Below are 16,765 nucleotides of genomic sequence, written 5' to 3' on the forward strand. Positions count from 1 at the left end.
CTCTGCTGCACCGGTTGGAAAAGCAGGCGAGAAAGCGTTTTCTCAGTTGTCTATAAAAGTTGTACCAACCCCGCGGGGCATTCGTCAACCATTTCCCGCGCTGAGGGAAAGCGCTTTCTTCGCTCCCGGCGCAGGACATCTGCCGGCGGTCCGGGAAAACGGCTGGGAAAAGCATAGAAATCGCTTTCCTACGCCCGTATATGCTGTCTTTCAAAGCAGGTTGCCATCACGGCCGGCCGCCCGGGCACCAACCGGTCGCGGCAGCTCCGGCGGACGGCGCAAACGAAGGGTTCCCCATGGCCAGGAAATCGGCAAGCGGCAGGATCGGCATCGCAGATGTCGCCGTGAAGGCGGGAGTCTCCCATGCCACCGTTTCGCGTGTCATGAACGGAAACTTCACCGTGGACCCGGACATTGCCGCCAGGGTCCGTGCAGCGGCCGCCGAACTGAAGTACCAGCCCAATCCCGTGGGCCGCAGCCTGGCCCTGGGCAAGACGGACACCATCGGCATTGTGGTGCCGGACCTGGCCAACCCCACCTTCCAGGCGATCCTCCGCGGCCTGAGCCGGGCAGCCGCCCAGGACGGTTACCGCGTGCTCATCGCGGACTCATTCGAAGTGTCCAGCGAGGAGTCCATCCTCGCGGGCGAGGCGCGCCGGCGCTGCGACGGGCTGGTCCTGTGCGCCCCGCGCATGTCCGATGCGGAACTGGAGGAGATCGCACCCTCGCTGCACCCGCTGGTGCTGATCAACCGCACCACCTCCACTCCGAACGTGCCCAGCCTGGTGGTGGACTACGGCCAGGGCGTCCAGGACATCGCGGGGCACCTTGTGGAACTGGGCCACACCCGCCTGGCCTTCCTCGCGGGCCCGCCCCGCAGCGCCTCCAATGAGATGCGGCTCAAGGGCCTGGAGGCCTTCAGGGCCGCCCACCCCGAGGTGGAGGTGACCATGCTGGAGGGCGGCTCCGACTTCGACACCGGGCACGAAGCGGTGGATGCCGTCCTGGCGAGCGGGGCCACAGGCATCCTGGCCTTCAATGACCTGGTGGCAATGGGCCTGATGAGCGGACTGCATGAGCGCGGCCTGGACGTCCCCGGGGACATTTCCGTGACCGGCTTCGATGACATCCCCTTCGCCAGGTACACGACGCCGGCCCTCACCACCGGTGCGGTCCCCATCACCGAACTGGGCGAGCAGGCCTGGCACCAGCTCCGGGCGCTGATCCGGAAGGAAGGCAATGCGTCCACGGGCAGCCGCTACCAGCCGCGGCTGGAAGTGCGGGCCAGCACCGGGCCGGCCAAGGCGCCGCGCAGCACGGTCCACGGCTGAGCCTTTCTGTACGCTCCGCCCAGGTTTATCCCGCGCCCAGCCCGGCCTCTTTGTAGAATCCCTCGATGTGGGCCGCCACGAGTTCCGCGGCCCGGGCGCCGTCGCCATTCCTGACCGCAGCGAGGATGGCGTGGTGTTCGGTGCGCAGGCGCGACGCTGTGGCTTCCCAGTCCGGCAAGGTGGCCGTGAGTTCGGCAGCGTAGCCCTGGATGGCTTCCCGGAGCGACCCCATCATGGCACTGACCACCGCATTGCCGGCGGCGTTGGCCAGGGCCAGGTGGAACCGGACATCGAGGGCCAGGAAATCGCTGGCCGAGAGTCCGTCCGGGGCATCCATGGCCGCCAGGAGCGCGGACGCCCCGTCAAGTTCGGGTGCGTCCTGCGGGGCTTTCGCCGCAGCCCATGACTCCAGCAGGACCCGCGTTTCCACGATGTCCGCCACGGGCAGGTGCTGGGTGGCCACGTGCAGCCGCAGGGCGGAGCCCAGCGCCGCGGTGGGGTCCGAAATCACCACCGTCCCGGCTTCCGGCCCGGACCCGACGCCCGCGCGGACCACTCCCATTGCCTCCAGAATCCGGATCGCCTCGCGGACCGATGTGCGGGAGACCTTGAGCTGTTCGGCCAAGGTGCGCTCCGCCGGCAGCCTTCCGCCCACGGCCAACCGGCCGGCCGAGAGTTGGTCCTCGATCCAGGACAGGACCAGCTGATGGGTACGCATAGGCCAATGGTACTTGATGTGGTTGGACCACATCACCTAGAGTGTGGTTGGACCATAGGAGGACCCATGACGCATACCATCCAGCCCAACAACCCTGAGGCGACCCCGGCGCCGGACACCACCGACATCCCCGCAGCGCCGGCACCCGCCCCGGCACCGTCGTCGTCCGCGCTGCCCGCAGCCCTGAAGCGCCGCATTCCCAAGTACTCGGACCTGGCGCCGCTGATGCAGTTCAAGAAGCCGGAGTTCAGCAAGGAGGCGCGGCTGAAGCGGGCCAGCACCATCTGGGAACTCCGCGACATCGCCAAGCGCCGCACCCCCAAGGCGCCTTTCGACTACACCGACGGCGCGGCTGAAGAGGAGATCACGCTCCGCCGCGCCCGCCAGGCCTTCCTGGACATCGAGTTCCGGCCGGGCATCCTGCGGAACGTCTCCGCCATCGACCTCAGTACGGAGATCCTGGGAAAGCCCTCGCGGCTTCCCGTTGGCATCGCACCGACAGGGTTCACCCGGATGATGCAGTCCGAGGGCGAATACGCAGGGTCGCAGGCAGCGGAGGCCGCAGGCATCCCCTACACCCTGTCCACCATGGGCACCGCCTCGATCGAGGACGTCGCCGCTGCCGCACCCAACGGGCGCAACTGGTTCCAGCTGTACCTGTGGACGGACCGGGACCGGTCGCTGGAACTGATCGAGCGCGCAGCCAGGGCGGGCAACGACACCCTCATGGTGACCGTGGACACTGCCGTGGCCGGCGCCCGCCTGCGCGACGTCCGCAACGGCATGACCATCCCGCCGGCGCTCACGGTGAAGACCGTCCTGGATGCCTCCTACCGGCCGGCCTGGTGGTTCAACTTCCTCACCCACGAGCCGCTCACGTTCGCCTCGCTCTCCCGCTACACCGGCACCGTGGCCGATCTCATCAACTCCATGTTCGATCCCACCCTCACGTTCGAGGACCTGGACTGGCTGCGCGAAACCTGGAAGGGCAAGCTGGTGGTCAAGGGCATCCAGACCGTTGAGGACGCCCGCAAGGTAGTGGACCACGGCGCCGACGGCGTGGTCCTGTCCAACCACGGCGGCCGCCAGCTGGACCGGGCCCCCATCCCGTTCCACCTGCTGCCCGGGGTCAAGGAGGCCTTCACGGCGGACAACACCGATGCCGCCATCATCCTGGACACCGGGATCATGAGCGGCGCGGACATCGTGGCCGCCCTGGCCCTGGGCGCGGACTTCACCCTGATCGGCCGCGCCTACCTCTACGGCCTGATGGCCGGCGGACGGGCGGGAGTGGACCGCACCCTGCAGATCCTCGAGAAGGACATGGCGCGGACCATGGCGCTGCTGGGCGTCAGCAAGGTGTCCGAACTCACCCCGGACCACGTGCGCCTGCTGGCCAAGTAGGCTGCGCTGCGCTTACCGCTCCGCAGGGATTACTTCTTGCGGCCGAACTTAGGGAGGTTGGGCAGGTTCGCCAGCAGGTCGGCGGCCTTGGTGGCGGCGCGGCCAACAGTCCTGCCGATCTGCTGGGGCACGCTGTCATCGCTCAACGGGGCGGCCGTCCCGCCGGGAATCACGACGGCGGGGCTCAGCTCGGCGCCTTCGCGCACCAGGACGGGCGCCGGGACTTCCTCCCGGGTCTGCGACGTGCCTGGCCCGGCAGCGCCGGCGGCCCGGGACAGGGAGGGGCCGCGGCGGCGACGCCTTCGGTCAGGTGGGCAGCGCCCGCTGTGGCACTGCCCGCCTGGGCCGGGACTGCCTGATCCGGGATTTCCTGATGATGGCCACGCGGTGCCGTGGCGGCTTTGGCTCCAGGGCCGACGTCGAACGTCTCCAGCCAGCTGGCGATGCCCTCCAGCGGCCCGCGGTTCAACGCGTAGTACCGCTTCTGGCCTTGGGCCCGCATGCTGACCAGCTGTGCTTCACGAAGGACTTTCAGGTGCTTGGAAATGGTGGGCTGGCTCGCCGCCAGTTCCTCCACCAGCTCCCCCACGGCCTTGTCTCCTGCCCGGAGGGCCACCAGGATATCCCGCCGGGTGGATTCCGCTATGACGGCAAATACGTCGTCTGTCACCATGCCTCCCACCCTAGCGACATATGCCCCGAAAGGCATCAACTATTTCGGCCGCCAGGGAGCCTAGTCGAACCAGGGGTCCAGCCCGTGCAGCGGGAACACTGCCTTGCGGGTGGCCATGACAGTGCGGTCCACGGCGTCGTTGGGGTCGAAGCCCACTTCCCAGGACCGCCACCACAGCTCCACGTCATCCCCCATGAGGGCCGGCGCCTCCCTGCCGAACTTCTCCGTCACATACTGCCGCCAGTCCCCGGGCACGGGCGTCCGCAGCGGCACGGGCCGTCCGGCGGCGATGGCCACCAGGTGGCTCCAGGCCCGCGGCACCACGTCCAGCACGTTGTAGCCGCCGCCGCCGGTGGCGATCCACCGGCCACCGCAGTAGCGCTCGGCCAGATGCCCGACGGCGTTCGCTGCCTCCCGCTGTCCGTCCACGCTGAGGTTGAGGTGCGTCAGGGGATCGCTGCGGTGTGAATCGCAGCCGTGCTGGCTCACGATCACCTCGGGTTCGAAGGCGCCCACCAGTTGCGGCACCACGGCGTAGAAGGCGCGGAGCCACCCGGCGTCACCGGTGCCCGCAGGCAGGGCAACATTCACTGCCGTTCCTTCTGCCGCCGGGCCGCCGATCTCGTTGGCGAACCCGGTCCCGGGAAAGAGGGTCAGCCCTGTCTCATGCAGCGAGAGGGTGAGGACCCGGGGATCATCCCAGAAGATGTTCTGGGTGCCGTCCCCGTGGTGGGCGTCGACGTCGATGTAGGCCACTTTGCGTACGCCGCCGTCGAGCAGCTTCTGCACCGCAACCGCTGCGTCGTTGTAGATGCAGAATCCGCTGGCACGGTCCCGGGACGCGTGGTGCATGCCGCCGCCAAAGTTGACGGCGTGGACGGCCGACCCCTCCAGCACGCGCGATGCCGCCAGCAGGGAGCCGCCGGCCAGGCGTGCCGCGGCCTCATGCATGCCGGCGAACGCGGGATCGTCCTCAGTTCCCAGCCCCCGGGACTCGTCCGGCCGGGAGGGGTCCGTGCTGACACGGCGGACCGCCGCCACGTATTCCGGCGAGTGAACGGACTGCAGGTCGGCGTCCGAGGCCACCTCCGGCGCCGCGACGTCAACATGGTCCAGGTCGAACAGACCCAGGCTGCGGGCAAGGCGGGCCGTCAGGTCCATCCGCTCCGGCGCCATGGGGTGGCCCGGACCAAAGTTGTAGGCTGTCATGTCAGGACTCCACGCCACCATCGTTGGCGGCGCGGGCTGGCTGAGGCCGGGCAGGTATGTCATCAATCACAGGCTACCCGAGCCCGCACGGCCGCCCACCCGGCCATGACGCGGGCTTTAGTGGTTTACTACTGGGGGAAGCCGTTACAACCGAGGAAAAGCCACACATGACCCAGAGCCAGTCGAGGCCCCGGACGCCGGCCACCTGGCACCCCCCGGCGCAGGAGCGGGAGGGCCTCCGGGTCCTCACGCGGCTGCGCGACTTCATTGACGACATTGCCAACACCACACCCGCACGGCTGGCGCTGACGGCGTTCGCCGCCGTCTGCACGGTGTTCACGTTCCTGCTGTCCCTGCCGGTCTCCTCAGCTGACGGAACCCCCACGCCTATCCACCAGGCGCTGTTCACCGCGGTCTCTGCGGTGTGCGTCACGGGGCTCACGGTGGTGTCGACGGCGGTCCACTGGTCCTTCTTCGGCCAGTTGGTGATCCTGGTGGGCATCTTCATCGGCGGCTTGGGCACCTTGACGCTGGCGTCGTTGCTGGCACTGATGGTGAGCAAGCGGCTGGGTGTCCGGGGCAAGATCATCGCGGCGGAGTCCATGAACAACGCCGGGCGCCTGGGCGAGGTGGGCACCCTGCTGCGGATCGTCATCACCACGTCCGTGGTCATCGAGGGTGTCCTGGCGCTCGCGCTGGTCCCCCGGTTCCTCACCCTGGGTGAGCCCTTCTGGCAGTCGGTGTGGCACGGTATTTTCTATGCCATCTCGTCGTTCAACAACGCCGGCTTCACGCCGCACTCGGACGGGATCGTGCCCTACGAGACGGACCTCTGGATCCTGATCCCCCTCATGGTGGGGGTCTTCATGGGCAGCCTGGGATTCCCCGTGGTGATGGTCCTGCAGCAGAACGGCCTGAACTGGAAGAAGTGGAATCTCCACACCAAGCTCACCATCCAGGTTTCCCTGATCCTCCTGGCGGCAGGGGCGTTCCTGTGGGCGCTGATGGAGTGGGACAACGCCCGGACCATCGGCACCATGAGCGTGGGCGACAAGATCACCCACGCGCTCTTCGCGTCCGTGATGACGCGTTCGGGCGGATTCAACCTGGTGGACCAGAACCAAATGGACTCCACCACCATGCTGCTGACCGATGCCCTGATGTTTGCCGGCGGCGGCTCCGCCTCCACGGCCGGCGGCATCAAGGTGACCACCATCGCCGTCATGTTCCTGGCCATCGTCGCCGAAGCCCGTGGCGACGCCGACGTCAAGGTCTACGGCCGGACCATCCCGCAGGGCAGCATGCGGGTGGCCATCTCCGTGATCGTCGCCGGCGCCACCCTGGTCTCCGTGTCGGCTTTCCTGCTGCTGCACATCAGCGGCCAGTCACTTGACCGTGTGTTGTTCGAAACCATCTCCGCGTTCGCCACGGTGGGACTCAGCACCAACCTCAGCGCGGAGGTGCCGCCCGCCGGCGTCTACGTCCTCACGGCGCTGATGTTCGCGGGCCGCGTGGGTACCGTTACCCTCGCCGCTGCCCTGGCCCTGCGCCAGCGCAGCCAGTTGTACCACTATCCCGAAGAGAGGCCGATCATTGGCTAGTTCCACAGACGCCCCCGGCGCCCCGCCCACAATGCCCCTGTACTGGTGATCGGGCTGGGCCGCTTCGGATCATCCACGGCTGAACAGCTGGTGAAGCAGGGCCGGGAAGTCCTCGCGATCGAACGGGACCGGAACCTGGTGCAGAAATGGGCGCCCCTCCTGACCCACGTGGTGGAGGCGGACGCCACCAACATCGATGCGCTCCGCCAGCTCGGCGCCCAGGAGTTCAGCTCCGCCGTCGTGGGTGTGGGCACCTCCATCGAATCCTCCGTGCTGATCACCGTCAACCTGGTGGACCTCGGCATCGAGCACCTGTGGGTGAAGGCCATTACGCCCTCCCACGGCAAGATCCTGACCCGCATCGGCGCCAACCACGTGATCTACCCGGAAGCCGACGCCGGTGTCCGCGCCGCGCACCTGGTCTCCGGGCGCATGCTGGACTTCATCGAGTTCGACGACGACTTTGCCATCGTGAAAATGTACCCGCCGCGCGAAACGGTGGGTTTCACCCTGGACGAGTCAAAGGTCCGTTCCAAGTACGGCGTGACCATTGTGGGCGTGAAGTCCCCCGGCGAGGACTTCACCTATGCCCGGCCCGAGACCAAGGTGTCCTCCCGCGACATGCTCATCGTCTCCGGCCACGTGGACCTGCTCGAACGGTTCGCCGCGCGGCCCTAGCCGAGCTGCCTGGTAATCTCCGCTGCCCGGTCGGCTGCGGCGCGGGCACCGGCCGCAATGATGGCCGGGATGCCCTGTTCGTCGAAGGTGGCGATGGCGCGTTCGGTGGTGCCGTTGGGGCTGGTCACGGCTTTGCGCAGCGCTGCCGGGTCCGCTCCGGGCTGGGCGAGCATGAGGCCCGCACCGGCAACCGTTTCGCGCGCCAGCAGCAGGGACAACTCCCGGTCCAGGCCCAGTTCCTCCCCGGCGGACGCCATGGCCTCTGCGAGGTAGAAGGCGTAGGCCGGGCCGGACCCGCTGATGGCGGAGAGCGCGTCCACCTGCTCCTCCGGGACCTCCACCACGGTGCCTGCGCCCTGGAGGATGTCCTTGACCTTCTGGAGCTGCCCAGGGCTGCAGTGGGTTCCTGACGAGACGGACACGACGCCGCGCCCCAGTTTTGCCGGCGTGTTGGGCATGGTCCGGATGACCGGCTGCCCTTCCGGGAGGGCTGCCTCGAGTTGGGCGATCGAGACCGCGGCGGCGACGCTGACCACCACGGTGTCCGGCGAAAGTGCCGGGCTGATCTCCCGGGCAAGGTCCGCGATGCCCACCGGCTTGACGCCAAGGATGACGACGGCGGACCCCTTGGTGGCTTGCCTGTTGTTGTCAGGTTCCTCCTCGCCGGCAATGGCAGTGATCCCCGGGTAGCGCTCGGCCAGCTCGGACGCACGCTCCGCGCGGCGGACCGTGGCCACCACATCCCCGGGATCCGTCCCTGCCTCCAGCAGGCCGCCAAGAATGGCCTCGTTCATGGATCCACAGCCAAGGAATGCGATTCGGTTGCTCATGCCTCCATCATTGCAGGAGGCAGGCATTCACAGGCAACTCCCATCTTCACCGCAGGCAGCACACAACTTGCGGTCCTAACGTAGTTATTACCTCATTGAGGGTGCGAGTGATGCGGCAGGCATGGGGATGCCTGCCAGGGCACCGGCGGCGCGGCGACAGGTTTTCCCCCATTTTCCTGTTGCCCGCCCCGGTGCTTCCGCTTTAACGGCCGCGGCAGCGGGGGCGTTGGGCCCCTAGACCGGTGCTTCCACCGGCCGGGAAGCGGCCACATGCGGTGCCGGCTCCAGCGGACCGGAAAATACCAGCTGGTCCAGGCGCCGGAGGATGAGACCTTCACGCAGTGCCCAGGGGCAGATGCGGAGCTTCTTGAACTTGAACATCTCAAGCGCGGCTTCGGCCACCAGCGCGCCGGCCAGGAGCTGATGGGCCCGCGCCTCGGATACGCCGGGAAGGTGCAGCCTGTCCTCCGAGCTCATGGCCGAGATCCGCTGGGTCCAGATGCCCAGGTCCGAGGCGTGCAGTTCCCGTTTGACGTACGGGCCCTCAGCGCTGGGGGCAGCCCCGGCGATCCGGGCCAGGGAGCGGAAGGTCTTGGAGGTGCCGGCCACCACATTGGCCCGGCCCAGGCCGTCGAACCCGCGGACGGCGGGCTTGAGCGTCGCCCTGATATAGCGCCGGAGTTCCTTGACGCTTTTGGCCGACGGCGGATCCTCGGCGAGCCAGTCCCGGGTGAGGCGGCTTGCGCCGAGCGGCACGGACGTGGCCACTTCGGGGAGCTCGTCCTGGCCGAAAGCCATTTCAAAGGAACCGCCGCCGATGTCCAGGTTCAGGATGGGTCCGGCGCCCCACCCGTGCCAGCGCCGCACCGCGAAGAACGTCATGGACGCTTCCTCGCTTCCGGTGAGTTCCTGGAGGGTCACCGTGGTTTCGTGCTTGACCCGGGCCAGCACTGCCGGGCCGTTGGTGGCCTCGCGGATGGCTGACGTACAGAAGGCCAGCAGGTCCTCGGCCTTGTGCCGGGCAGCAAATTCCCACGCTTCCAGCACGAACTCGGTCAGCTCGTGCTGGCCCTCGTCGCTGATGCTGCCGTCCGGCTCCAGGTACTGGACCAGGGACAGCGGCCGCTTGTGGGACGCGAACGGGACCGGCTGCGCACCGGGGTGGGCATCCACCAGGAGCAGATGGACAGTATTGGAACCGATATCGAGGACGCCTAGACGCATGGGGACATTATTGCTCGTCAGCGCGCTTGAAGTCGCGCCTGATGTTGGCCACGCCTTCGGGGTTGATCTCGAAACCATAGGCAGCACCGGGGTTGATCACCATGCCGAGTTCATCGCCAAGGTTGGCGATGATGGCGGCGCCCTGGGTGCCCAGCACGTTGGGTGCAGCTTCCAGGTACTGCTGGTCCACCCGGCTCGGGTGCGAGAACACGGCAAGGACGGGGTCGCCGTCGGCGTTGGCAAGGACCAGGGGCTCCACCTGGGAGTCAATGCCCTCAACCGTGTCCGAACTGATGATGTAGACCTCGCTGTTCAGGAACGACAGGATGACGTCCACAGGGTTCGCGTCGGGTTGTCCGCCGGTGGCGAGCTTCTCTTCGAGGTCGTTGAGCGGCTGGAGGTCCGTGTGCGCTGGCTGTTCAGTCATACGACTAGCCGATCACGATCCGGTGGCCGGCGCAAACGCGCCGGCCACCGGCTACTTCTTCGCCGTTGCCTTCTTCTTGGCCGGAGCCTTGCGGGTGGCGGTCCGCTTGACCGGACCCTTGGCGCGTTTCTCGGCCAGGAGTTCCACGGCCTGTTCGCGCGTCAGTTCCTCGAGGGGCGTGGCCCGCGGAACCGTGATGTTGGTGATCCCGTCGGTGATGTAGGGGCCGAACCGGCCTTCCTTCACCACGATGTTCTTCTCGGACACCGGGTCCGGGCCGAACTCTGCCAGCGGCGGAACCGCGGCGCGGGCGCCCCGCTGCTTGGGCTGGGAGTAGATCTCCAGCGCCTGCTCCAGCGTGATGGTGAAGATTTCCTCTTCCGAGCCGATGGACCGGGAGTCGGTTCCCTTCTTCAGGTACGGGCCGAACCGGCCGTTCTGCACCGTGATGAGGTTGCCCTCGGCGTCCTCGCCCAGGACGCGGGGCAGGCTCATGAGCTGCAGCGCCTCGTCCAGCGTGACCGATTCGACGGTCATGGATTTGAACAGCGAACCGGTGCGCGGCTTGGCCTTGACCGGCTTCTTGGGCGGCTTGGGCTTGCCGTTCTTGTAGTACTCCACCGGCTGCGCCGCAATTTGTTCCTCGGTCATCTCCGGGATGATTTCGGTGACGTAGGCTCCGTAGCGGCCGTTCTTGGCAACAACGGTGTGGCCCGTGTGCGGGTCGGTGCCCAGCACGCGTTCCTCCGGCGCCGCCGTCTCCATCAGTTCGATGGCCTTGGCGGCGGTGAGCTCGTCGGGGGCCAGGTCCTCGGGCACATTGGCGCGCGCCGATTCGACGATTTCGCCGGTCTTCGGGTCCACCACTGCCGCCGAGCTTTCCAGGTAGGGGCCAAACTTGCCCACCCGGAGGGTGATGTCGTCGGTGATGGGGATCGAGTTGATTTCCCGGGCATCGATCTCGCCCAGGTTGTTCACGATGCTCAGCAGGCCGGGGTCGGAGTCCTCGCCGAAGTAGAAGTGCCGCAGCCATGACGCGCCGGCTTCCTGGCCGTTGGCGATCTTGTCCAAATCGCCTTCCATGTCGGCGGTGAACTCGTAGTCCACGTAGTCGGAGAAGTGCTGCTCCAGGAGCCGGATGACCGAGAAGGCGATCCAGCTGGGCACCAGCGCGGAGCCCTGCTTCCGGACGTAGCCGCGGTCCTGGATGGTGGAGATGGTGGAGGCGTAGGTGGACGGGCGGCCGATGCCCTTCTTTTCCAGTTCCGCGGTCAGGGATGCTTCGGTGTAGCGCGGAGGCGGGGAGGTCTCATGGCCCACGGCCTGGATGTCCGCAGCGGTGAGGGAGTCGCCCTTGGCCACGTTGGGCAGGCGGCGCGCTTCGTCGGAGTCGTCGTCGCCGCGCGTCTCGTCCTTGCCTTCCTCGTAGGCGGCGAGGAAGCCGGGGAAGGTGATCACGGTGCCGGAGGCGGAGAATTCCGCGTCCCGCCCGTCGGTGGCCACGGCACCCAGGCGGATGGTCGCCGTCGAACCCTTGGCGTCGCCCATCTGGGAGGCGACGGTGCGCTTCCAGATCAGTTCGTACAAACGGAATTCGTCGCCCGACAGCTGCTTGGCCACCTGGGCCGGGGTGCGGAACGAGTCGCCGGCGGGGCGGATGGCCTCGTGTGCCTCCTGCGCGTTCGCTGCCTTGCCGGTGTACACGCGCGGTGACTGCGGGATGTACTCGGGGCCGTACAGCTCCGAAGCCTGCCGGCGGGCAGCGGTGATGGCTTCGTCACTCAGCGCGGAGGAGTCCGTACGCATATAGGTGATGTAGCCGTTTTCATACAGCCGCTGGGCGATCTGCATGGTGCTCTTGGAGGAGAAGCGCAGCTTCCGGCCCGCCTCCTGCTGCAGCGTGGAGGTGGTGAACGGCGCCGCGGGACGCCGGGTGTACGGCTTGGTGTCAACGGAGCGGACCCGGAACTCCGCATCCTGCAGCCCTGCCGCCAGGGACGTTGCCAGTTCCTCGTTGAGGTGGGCCACGTTCCGGGAAGTGAGTTCGCCGTTGTCGTTGAAATCGCGGCCCGTGGCCACCTTGGCGCCGTCAACGGCGGCAAGCTTGGCCTTAAAGGAGCCGGAGTCGGCACCGAACTGGCCGGTCAGGTCCCAGTAGGAGGCTGCCTTGAAGGCCATGCGTTCGCGTTCACGGTCCACCACCATGCGGGTGACCACGGACTGCACGCGCCCGGCGGACAGTCCCCGCGCCACCTTGCGCCACAGCACTGGGGAGATTTCGTAGCCGTAGAGCCGGTCAAGCACGCGGCGGGTTTCCTGGGCATCCACCAGGTCCTGGTCCACGTCGCGCAGGTTGCCCATGGCGCGCTGGATGGCTTCCTTGGTGATTTCGCCGAACGTCATCCGGTACACCGGGACCTTGGGCTTCAGCACTTCCAGCAGGTGCCACGCGATTGCTTCGCCTTCGCGGTCCCCATCGGTTGCGAGATAGAGTTCGTCGGCGTCCTTGAGCGCAGCCTTGAGCTCGGTCACCTTTTTCTTGTCCGGGGACACCACGTAGTACGGCTTGAAGTCGTGCTCAATGTCCACGGCGAACTTGCCCACCGAGGTCTTCTTCAGCTCGGCAGGGAGTTCGGACGGCTGCGGCAGGTCGCGGATGTGACCAATGGAGGCCTCAACGATGAAGCCCTCGCCGAGGTACTTGGCGATGGTCTTGCTCTTGGCCGGAGACTCCACAATCACGAGTTTCTTGCCGGTTTTGGCCTTGCTTGGCACTGTGCTCCTACAGAAAAAGGTTGCTGGGGCAGATGAGCCCATGTTCGCCTAGTTCACCATATTTTGGGGAATCGTGCGCATTCATGTGGAAAAGACGGGGTTCCGGCGAGCGTCTTAGGGGGCCTCCGTCAGGCTGGGCTCCCTGCCGGAACGAGGAAGCCGTCGCGGACCAGGTTGGCCACGTCGGCGAGCAGCGCACCCTGGAAGGATCCGGCGTCGAACCCTTCCTCCCCGTCCCCGCCGGCGTCCAGGGCCCCACCCAGGAGGGCCTCCAGGGCACCGGCGATCTGACCGGCGGTGAGGTCGCCGTCGCACGCGGACACGAAGCCCGCCAGCTCGGTGCTCATCAGGTTGGTGCGCCGAAGCCCGGCACCCTGCCGGAGCAGGATCACGCCCGGGTGTTCGGCGCCGGGGCGCTGGTGGCGCTCCTCGGTGACGTCGTCGGCCACCAGCAGGTGCGTGCCGGCAAGATCATGCGCGGCCAGCCAGTCGCTGCGTTCGACGGCGGCACCCAGGTGGGGTCCGATGGGCTGCTCGATGGGGTAGCTGATTTCCTCGAAACGGCTGATGGCGGCCGGGCCGCCGTGTGCGGGGCGCCGCAGCCACACCATGCCGAAACCGATCCCTGCCACGTCCCGGGAGGCGAAGTCGTCAAGGTAGGCGGCGTACGCGTCCCGGTAGTGCTGCCGGTCCCGGGATTCCGAGGCGTCCTGCAGCCAGGTTTCGGCATATTGTTCCGGGCTGACCTGCTCGCGCTGGATAAACCATGCGTCAGTTCCCGCCCGCACCCACGACTTTGGCCGCTCGTCCCAGCCAGAGCCGGCCGGGACTTCCCAGTTGCCCAGCATCTGTGCCGAACCGCCGGGGGCCAGGATCCCGGGCAGGTCTGCCACCAGGGAGGCGACGATGTCATCGCCCGGGAGGCCGCCGTCGCGGTAGGTGAACTGGTCCGCGGCATCCTCGCCGGAACTGCGCGGGGTGATGACGAACGGCGGGTTGGAGACCACCAGGCCGAATTCCTCACCGGTTACAGGCTCCAGGAGGGAACCCAGGCGCAGGCTCACCCGGTCCTCGAGCCGGTCGGGATCGACGGACAGCGCCTCTGCATTGAGCAGGATGTTGAACCGGGCGTAGGCCAGGGCTCGCTCGGAGATGTCGGTGGCGGTCACGTGCTGGCAGTGGTGGAGCAGGTGGAAGGCCTGGATGCCGCAGCCGGTTCCCAGGTCCAGGGCGCGCTCGGTGTGGCGGCGGATGGTGGTCTGCACCAGGGTGGTGGAGGCCTGCCCGATGCCCAGGACGTGGTCGTGCCGCAGCACCCCGGCCTGCTGGTGGGCGGCAAGGTCGCTGGCCACCCACAGCTCGGCGCCGCCGCTGCCGTCGTCATTCCTGTCCCATCCGTACGGCCGCAGGTCGGCCTTGGCGGTGAGCAGGCCCGAGCCGGGAACGGGCTGTACCAGCCCAAGCTCGAGGAGGCCTTCCACGCCTGTGCCCGGCAGGGCGGCGTCGAGCGTTTCCCGTTCCTGGGGCTCGGCAAGGAGCCACAGACGGACGACGGCGGCAAGCGGCGCTGCTTGGTTGTCCTGCCGCACTGCCCGCTCGGCAGCGAGCAGCGCGGGGATGATCTGGTCCCGGTTCAGTGCCGCGGAGGCGGTGGGGCCAAGCAGCCGGGCGACGCCGTCGAGCGTGTAATCGAGGCGGCGGAGGTCTGCGGCGAGCGCCGCCAGCAGGCCGGGAAGGTCGCTGCGGGGAGCGTCGGGGGTGTTGACGGCGGTGGACTCGTGAGGGGATCTAGGCACCGCTCAAGTTTAGTCCGGCCTGCCTGCGCGGTACGGTGGAGCCATGCCTTCACGTCCTGCCCTCCTTCCGCGCGCCCGCATGGCAGCCGCTGCGGTGCGCCGGCCGCTGCCGGGGACTCTGTTTGCCGCGGTCCTCGCCCTGGCCGTTGCGGGGTGTTCGCCCGGGACCTCCGTGGAGAATGCGGATGTCCCCAAGTGGCGGGCCACGGCCCTGCCCTCCTCCTCAGCGGCCGTTGCGCTCCAGGACTCGGGCAAGATCCTTAACCGCGACCGGATCGTGCAGGCGGCCGCAAGGGTGCCTGCCGGAAGCTACACGCTGACGGCAGTCTGTGACGGGACGGGGAAGGCCTTCTTCGCGGTGACGCTGGACGGCAAGCCCGTGGCGGAAGCCGGGGCCGCCTGCAACGGCCGGCGCGAGACCACGAAAATCAGCCTGCCGGCTGCCGGACGGGTAGAAATCAGCAGCTCCAGCGTGGACGCTCCGCTGCTTTACGCCTACCAGCTGGTACCGGCCCAATAACGCCCGCTCGGGCTATGGTCCGCCGCCCGCTGCGGGCATAAAGTCTGACTATGCCCAGTGTGCGGAGAATCTCCGCGCCCCTTCCCCGAGGGAGAGCACGGGCGCCGCTGGCACCGAAGCCCGCCGCCGCCGTCGCCCTTGGGCTGGTGCTTGCGGCAGGTGCGCTGGCCGGCTGCGAATATACGTACGACGACGCCCGGACCGGCACCGTGCAGGGCACCGCCAGCGCCGCCCCGGCGCCGGCCTTCACCCGTGACCCGTTGCAGCAGGACCCGGTCAGCGAGGCGGACCTGGGCGATTGGGTGTCGCGGGCGCTCCCCGACGGCACCGGTCCGGTGGTCCAGGCCGATGCCGGGCTCCTGGCCCCCGCGGAAGTGCGGACCATCTCCTCACCGGTCCTGAAGACCGGAACCTACACCCTGGCCATCGCCTGCAGGAGCCAGCGCCGGGTGACCTTCACGGTGCGCACTGAGACCCTCACGCTGGTGGACCTGGGCCTGCGGTGCGGCATCAACCGCGAAAACGTCATCTACCTGTCCACGGACAGCGTCCTGACGGTCAGGGTGGAGGCCAGGACCGCGGCCAACTATGCGTTCCGCGTGTACCGGCTCTGACGGCCGGGGTTGTCCCGGCGGGGCCTCACCCTGGCTTGGCACCTGCGTCCGGGGCGGCACCGTCCTCAGGCGGCGGTGCAGCCTTGGGGGCAGCGCAACGTCTCGGGACTGGCGGCACACTCCGTGCAGTACAGCGTCAGCGTGCGGCAGCTGGGATTGGAACAGTTCTCGAACTTGCTGGTCGGCGCGGAGCAGCGGGCGCACTGGCCAATGGTCTTGGCGTCGTCGCTGAACTCCAGGTGCATGCGCTTGTCAAAGACGTAGAGCGAGCCTTCCCACAGTCCCTGGTCCTTGAAGGCTTCGCCGTAGCGCACGATGCCCCCGTCCAGCTGGTACACCTCTTTAAAGCCGCGGTTCACCATCAGGCTGGAGAGCACCTCGCAGCGGATGCCCCCGGTGCAGTAGGTGACCACCGGCTTGTCCTTCAGGGAGTCGTACTTGCCGGAGTCCAGTTCCTTAATGAAGTCGTGGGTGGTGGCCACGTCCGGGACTACAGCGTCCTTGAACCGGCCTATCTCAGCTTCGAACGCGTTGCGGCCGTCGAAGAAGACGACGTCCTCGCCGTCCTTCTTCCTGGCATCCACCAGTTCATGGAGTTCCTCGGGTTTGAGGTGCTTCCCGCCGCCCACCACGCCGTTGGCGTCGACCTTGAGTTCTCCGGGTGCGCCGAAGGAGACGATCTCGTCCCGCACCTTGACGCTGAGCCGGGGAAGTCCTCTGCTCCGCCGTCGGACCATTTGACGTCGATGCCGCGGAACCCGGCGTATTCGCGCGTGGTCTTGACGTACTGCTTAACGGCGCCGATTTCCCCGCCCACGGTGGCGTTAATTCCGTCCTTGGAGAGGATGATGCGGCCCGTAAGGCCCAGCTTCTCGCAGAGGGCGCGCTGCCAGAGCCGGACGGCGTCCGGATCGGTGATGGGGGTGAAGCCGTAGAAAAGCACAATTTTGTTCAAAGCCACGCAT

At 67.6% G+C, this 16,765-nt stretch carries 13 protein-coding genes and 2 pseudogenes; 6 read left to right on the forward strand and 9 right to left on the reverse strand.

Features of this window, described 5'->3' with window-relative positions; genetic code table 11:
- The first annotated feature begins 296 nt into the window (after positions 1-296).
- A complete protein-coding gene (locus OUO20_RS13550) occupies positions 297-1,331 on the forward strand; it encodes a LacI family DNA-binding transcriptional regulator (protein WP_018768938.1) in 1,035 nt (344 codons plus the stop codon).
- Positions 1,332-1,356: 25 nt separating this feature from the next.
- Here OUO20_RS13550 and OUO20_RS13555 read toward each other — a convergent pair whose 3' ends face one another.
- Complete coding sequence (locus tag OUO20_RS13555; protein ID WP_268001937.1) at positions 1,357-2,049, reverse strand: FadR/GntR family transcriptional regulator; 693 nt, start codon at positions 2,047-2,049, stop codon at positions 1,357-1,359.
- Positions 2,050-2,115: 66 nt separating this feature from the next.
- Between OUO20_RS13555 and OUO20_RS13560 the strand changes: the two genes are divergently transcribed.
- Positions 2,116-3,453 carry an alpha-hydroxy acid oxidase gene (locus OUO20_RS13560; protein ID WP_142071129.1) on the forward strand — a complete coding sequence of 446 codons (1,338 nt, stop codon included), beginning with the start codon at positions 2,116-2,118 and terminating at the stop codon, positions 3,451-3,453.
- A gap of 29 nt (positions 3,454-3,482) precedes the next feature.
- On the opposite strand, the pseudogene OUO20_RS13565 reads toward OUO20_RS13560, so the two are convergent.
- Positions 3,483-4,126, reverse strand: a pseudogene (locus tag OUO20_RS13565) (ArsR/SmtB family transcription factor).
- A gap of 60 nt (positions 4,127-4,186) precedes the next feature.
- Positions 4,187-5,398 (reverse strand): acetoin utilization protein AcuC, encoded by a 1,212-nt coding sequence (locus OUO20_RS13570; protein ID WP_056392604.1) that lies wholly within the window; start codon positions 5,396-5,398, stop codon positions 4,187-4,189.
- A gap of 104 nt (positions 5,399-5,502) precedes the next feature.
- On the opposite strand from OUO20_RS13570, the gene OUO20_RS13575 reads away from it, so the two are divergent.
- Both OUO20_RS13575 and OUO20_RS13580 read left to right on the forward strand, forming a co-directional pair.
- Positions 5,503-6,936: a TrkH family potassium uptake protein gene (locus OUO20_RS13575; protein ID WP_018768943.1), complete on the forward strand. Its 1,434-nt coding sequence runs from the start codon at positions 5,503-5,505 to the stop codon at positions 6,934-6,936.
- Positions 6,937-6,981: 45 nt separating this feature from the next.
- Positions 6,982-7,614, forward strand: coding sequence for an NAD-binding protein (locus OUO20_RS13580; protein WP_018768944.1), 633 nt, complete (start codon positions 6,982-6,984; stop codon positions 7,612-7,614).
- On the opposite strand, the gene proC is transcribed toward OUO20_RS13580, so the two are convergent.
- From proC to OUO20_RS13605, 5 genes are all read right to left on the reverse strand, one after another.
- Positions 7,611-8,444, reverse strand: a complete 834-nt coding sequence (gene proC, locus OUO20_RS13585) for a pyrroline-5-carboxylate reductase (protein ID WP_268001938.1) — start codon at positions 8,442-8,444, stop codon at positions 7,611-7,613. The two genes, OUO20_RS13580 and proC, sit on opposite strands and share 4 nt — an antisense overlap.
- A 234-nt stretch (positions 8,445-8,678) precedes the next feature.
- Positions 8,679-9,668 (reverse strand): Ppx/GppA phosphatase family protein, encoded by a 990-nt coding sequence (locus OUO20_RS13590; protein WP_018768946.1) that lies wholly within the window; start codon positions 9,666-9,668, stop codon positions 8,679-8,681.
- Positions 9,669-9,675: 7 nt separating this feature from the next.
- Positions 9,676-10,095 carry an SseB family protein gene (locus OUO20_RS13595; protein ID WP_018768947.1) on the reverse strand — a complete coding sequence of 140 codons (420 nt, stop codon included), beginning with the start codon at positions 10,093-10,095 and terminating at the stop codon, positions 9,676-9,678.
- Positions 10,096-10,146: 51 nt separating this feature from the next.
- Positions 10,147-12,870 carry a type I DNA topoisomerase gene (topA, locus tag OUO20_RS13600; protein WP_268001939.1) on the reverse strand — a complete coding sequence of 908 codons (2,724 nt, stop codon included), beginning with the start codon at positions 12,868-12,870 and terminating at the stop codon, positions 10,147-10,149.
- Positions 12,871-12,998: 128 nt separating this feature from the next.
- Positions 12,999-14,666 carry a N5-glutamine methyltransferase family protein gene (locus tag OUO20_RS13605; protein ID WP_268001940.1) on the reverse strand — a complete coding sequence of 556 codons (1,668 nt, stop codon included), beginning with the start codon at positions 14,664-14,666 and terminating at the stop codon, positions 12,999-13,001.
- Between the two features lie 43 nt (positions 14,667-14,709).
- On the opposite strand from OUO20_RS13605, the gene OUO20_RS13610 reads away from it, so the two are divergent.
- Together OUO20_RS13610 and OUO20_RS13615 are read left to right on the forward strand one after the other, a co-directional pair.
- Positions 14,710-15,186, forward strand: a complete 477-nt coding sequence (locus OUO20_RS13610; RefSeq protein WP_268001941.1) for a hypothetical protein — start codon at positions 14,710-14,712, stop codon at positions 15,184-15,186.
- A gap of 50 nt (positions 15,187-15,236) precedes the next feature.
- A complete protein-coding gene (locus OUO20_RS13615; RefSeq protein WP_268001942.1) occupies positions 15,237-15,800 on the forward strand; it encodes a hypothetical protein in 564 nt (187 codons plus the stop codon).
- A gap of 65 nt (positions 15,801-15,865) precedes the next feature.
- Here the strand turns inward: OUO20_RS13615 and trhO are convergent.
- Positions 15,866-16,761: pseudogene (gene trhO, locus OUO20_RS13620) on the reverse strand (oxygen-dependent tRNA uridine(34) hydroxylase TrhO).
- Positions 16,762-16,765 lie beyond the last annotated feature (4 nt).

The organism is Arthrobacter sp. FX8, assembly GCF_026723805.1.
Lineage (GTDB): Bacteria > Actinomycetota > Actinomycetes > Actinomycetales > Micrococcaceae > Arthrobacter.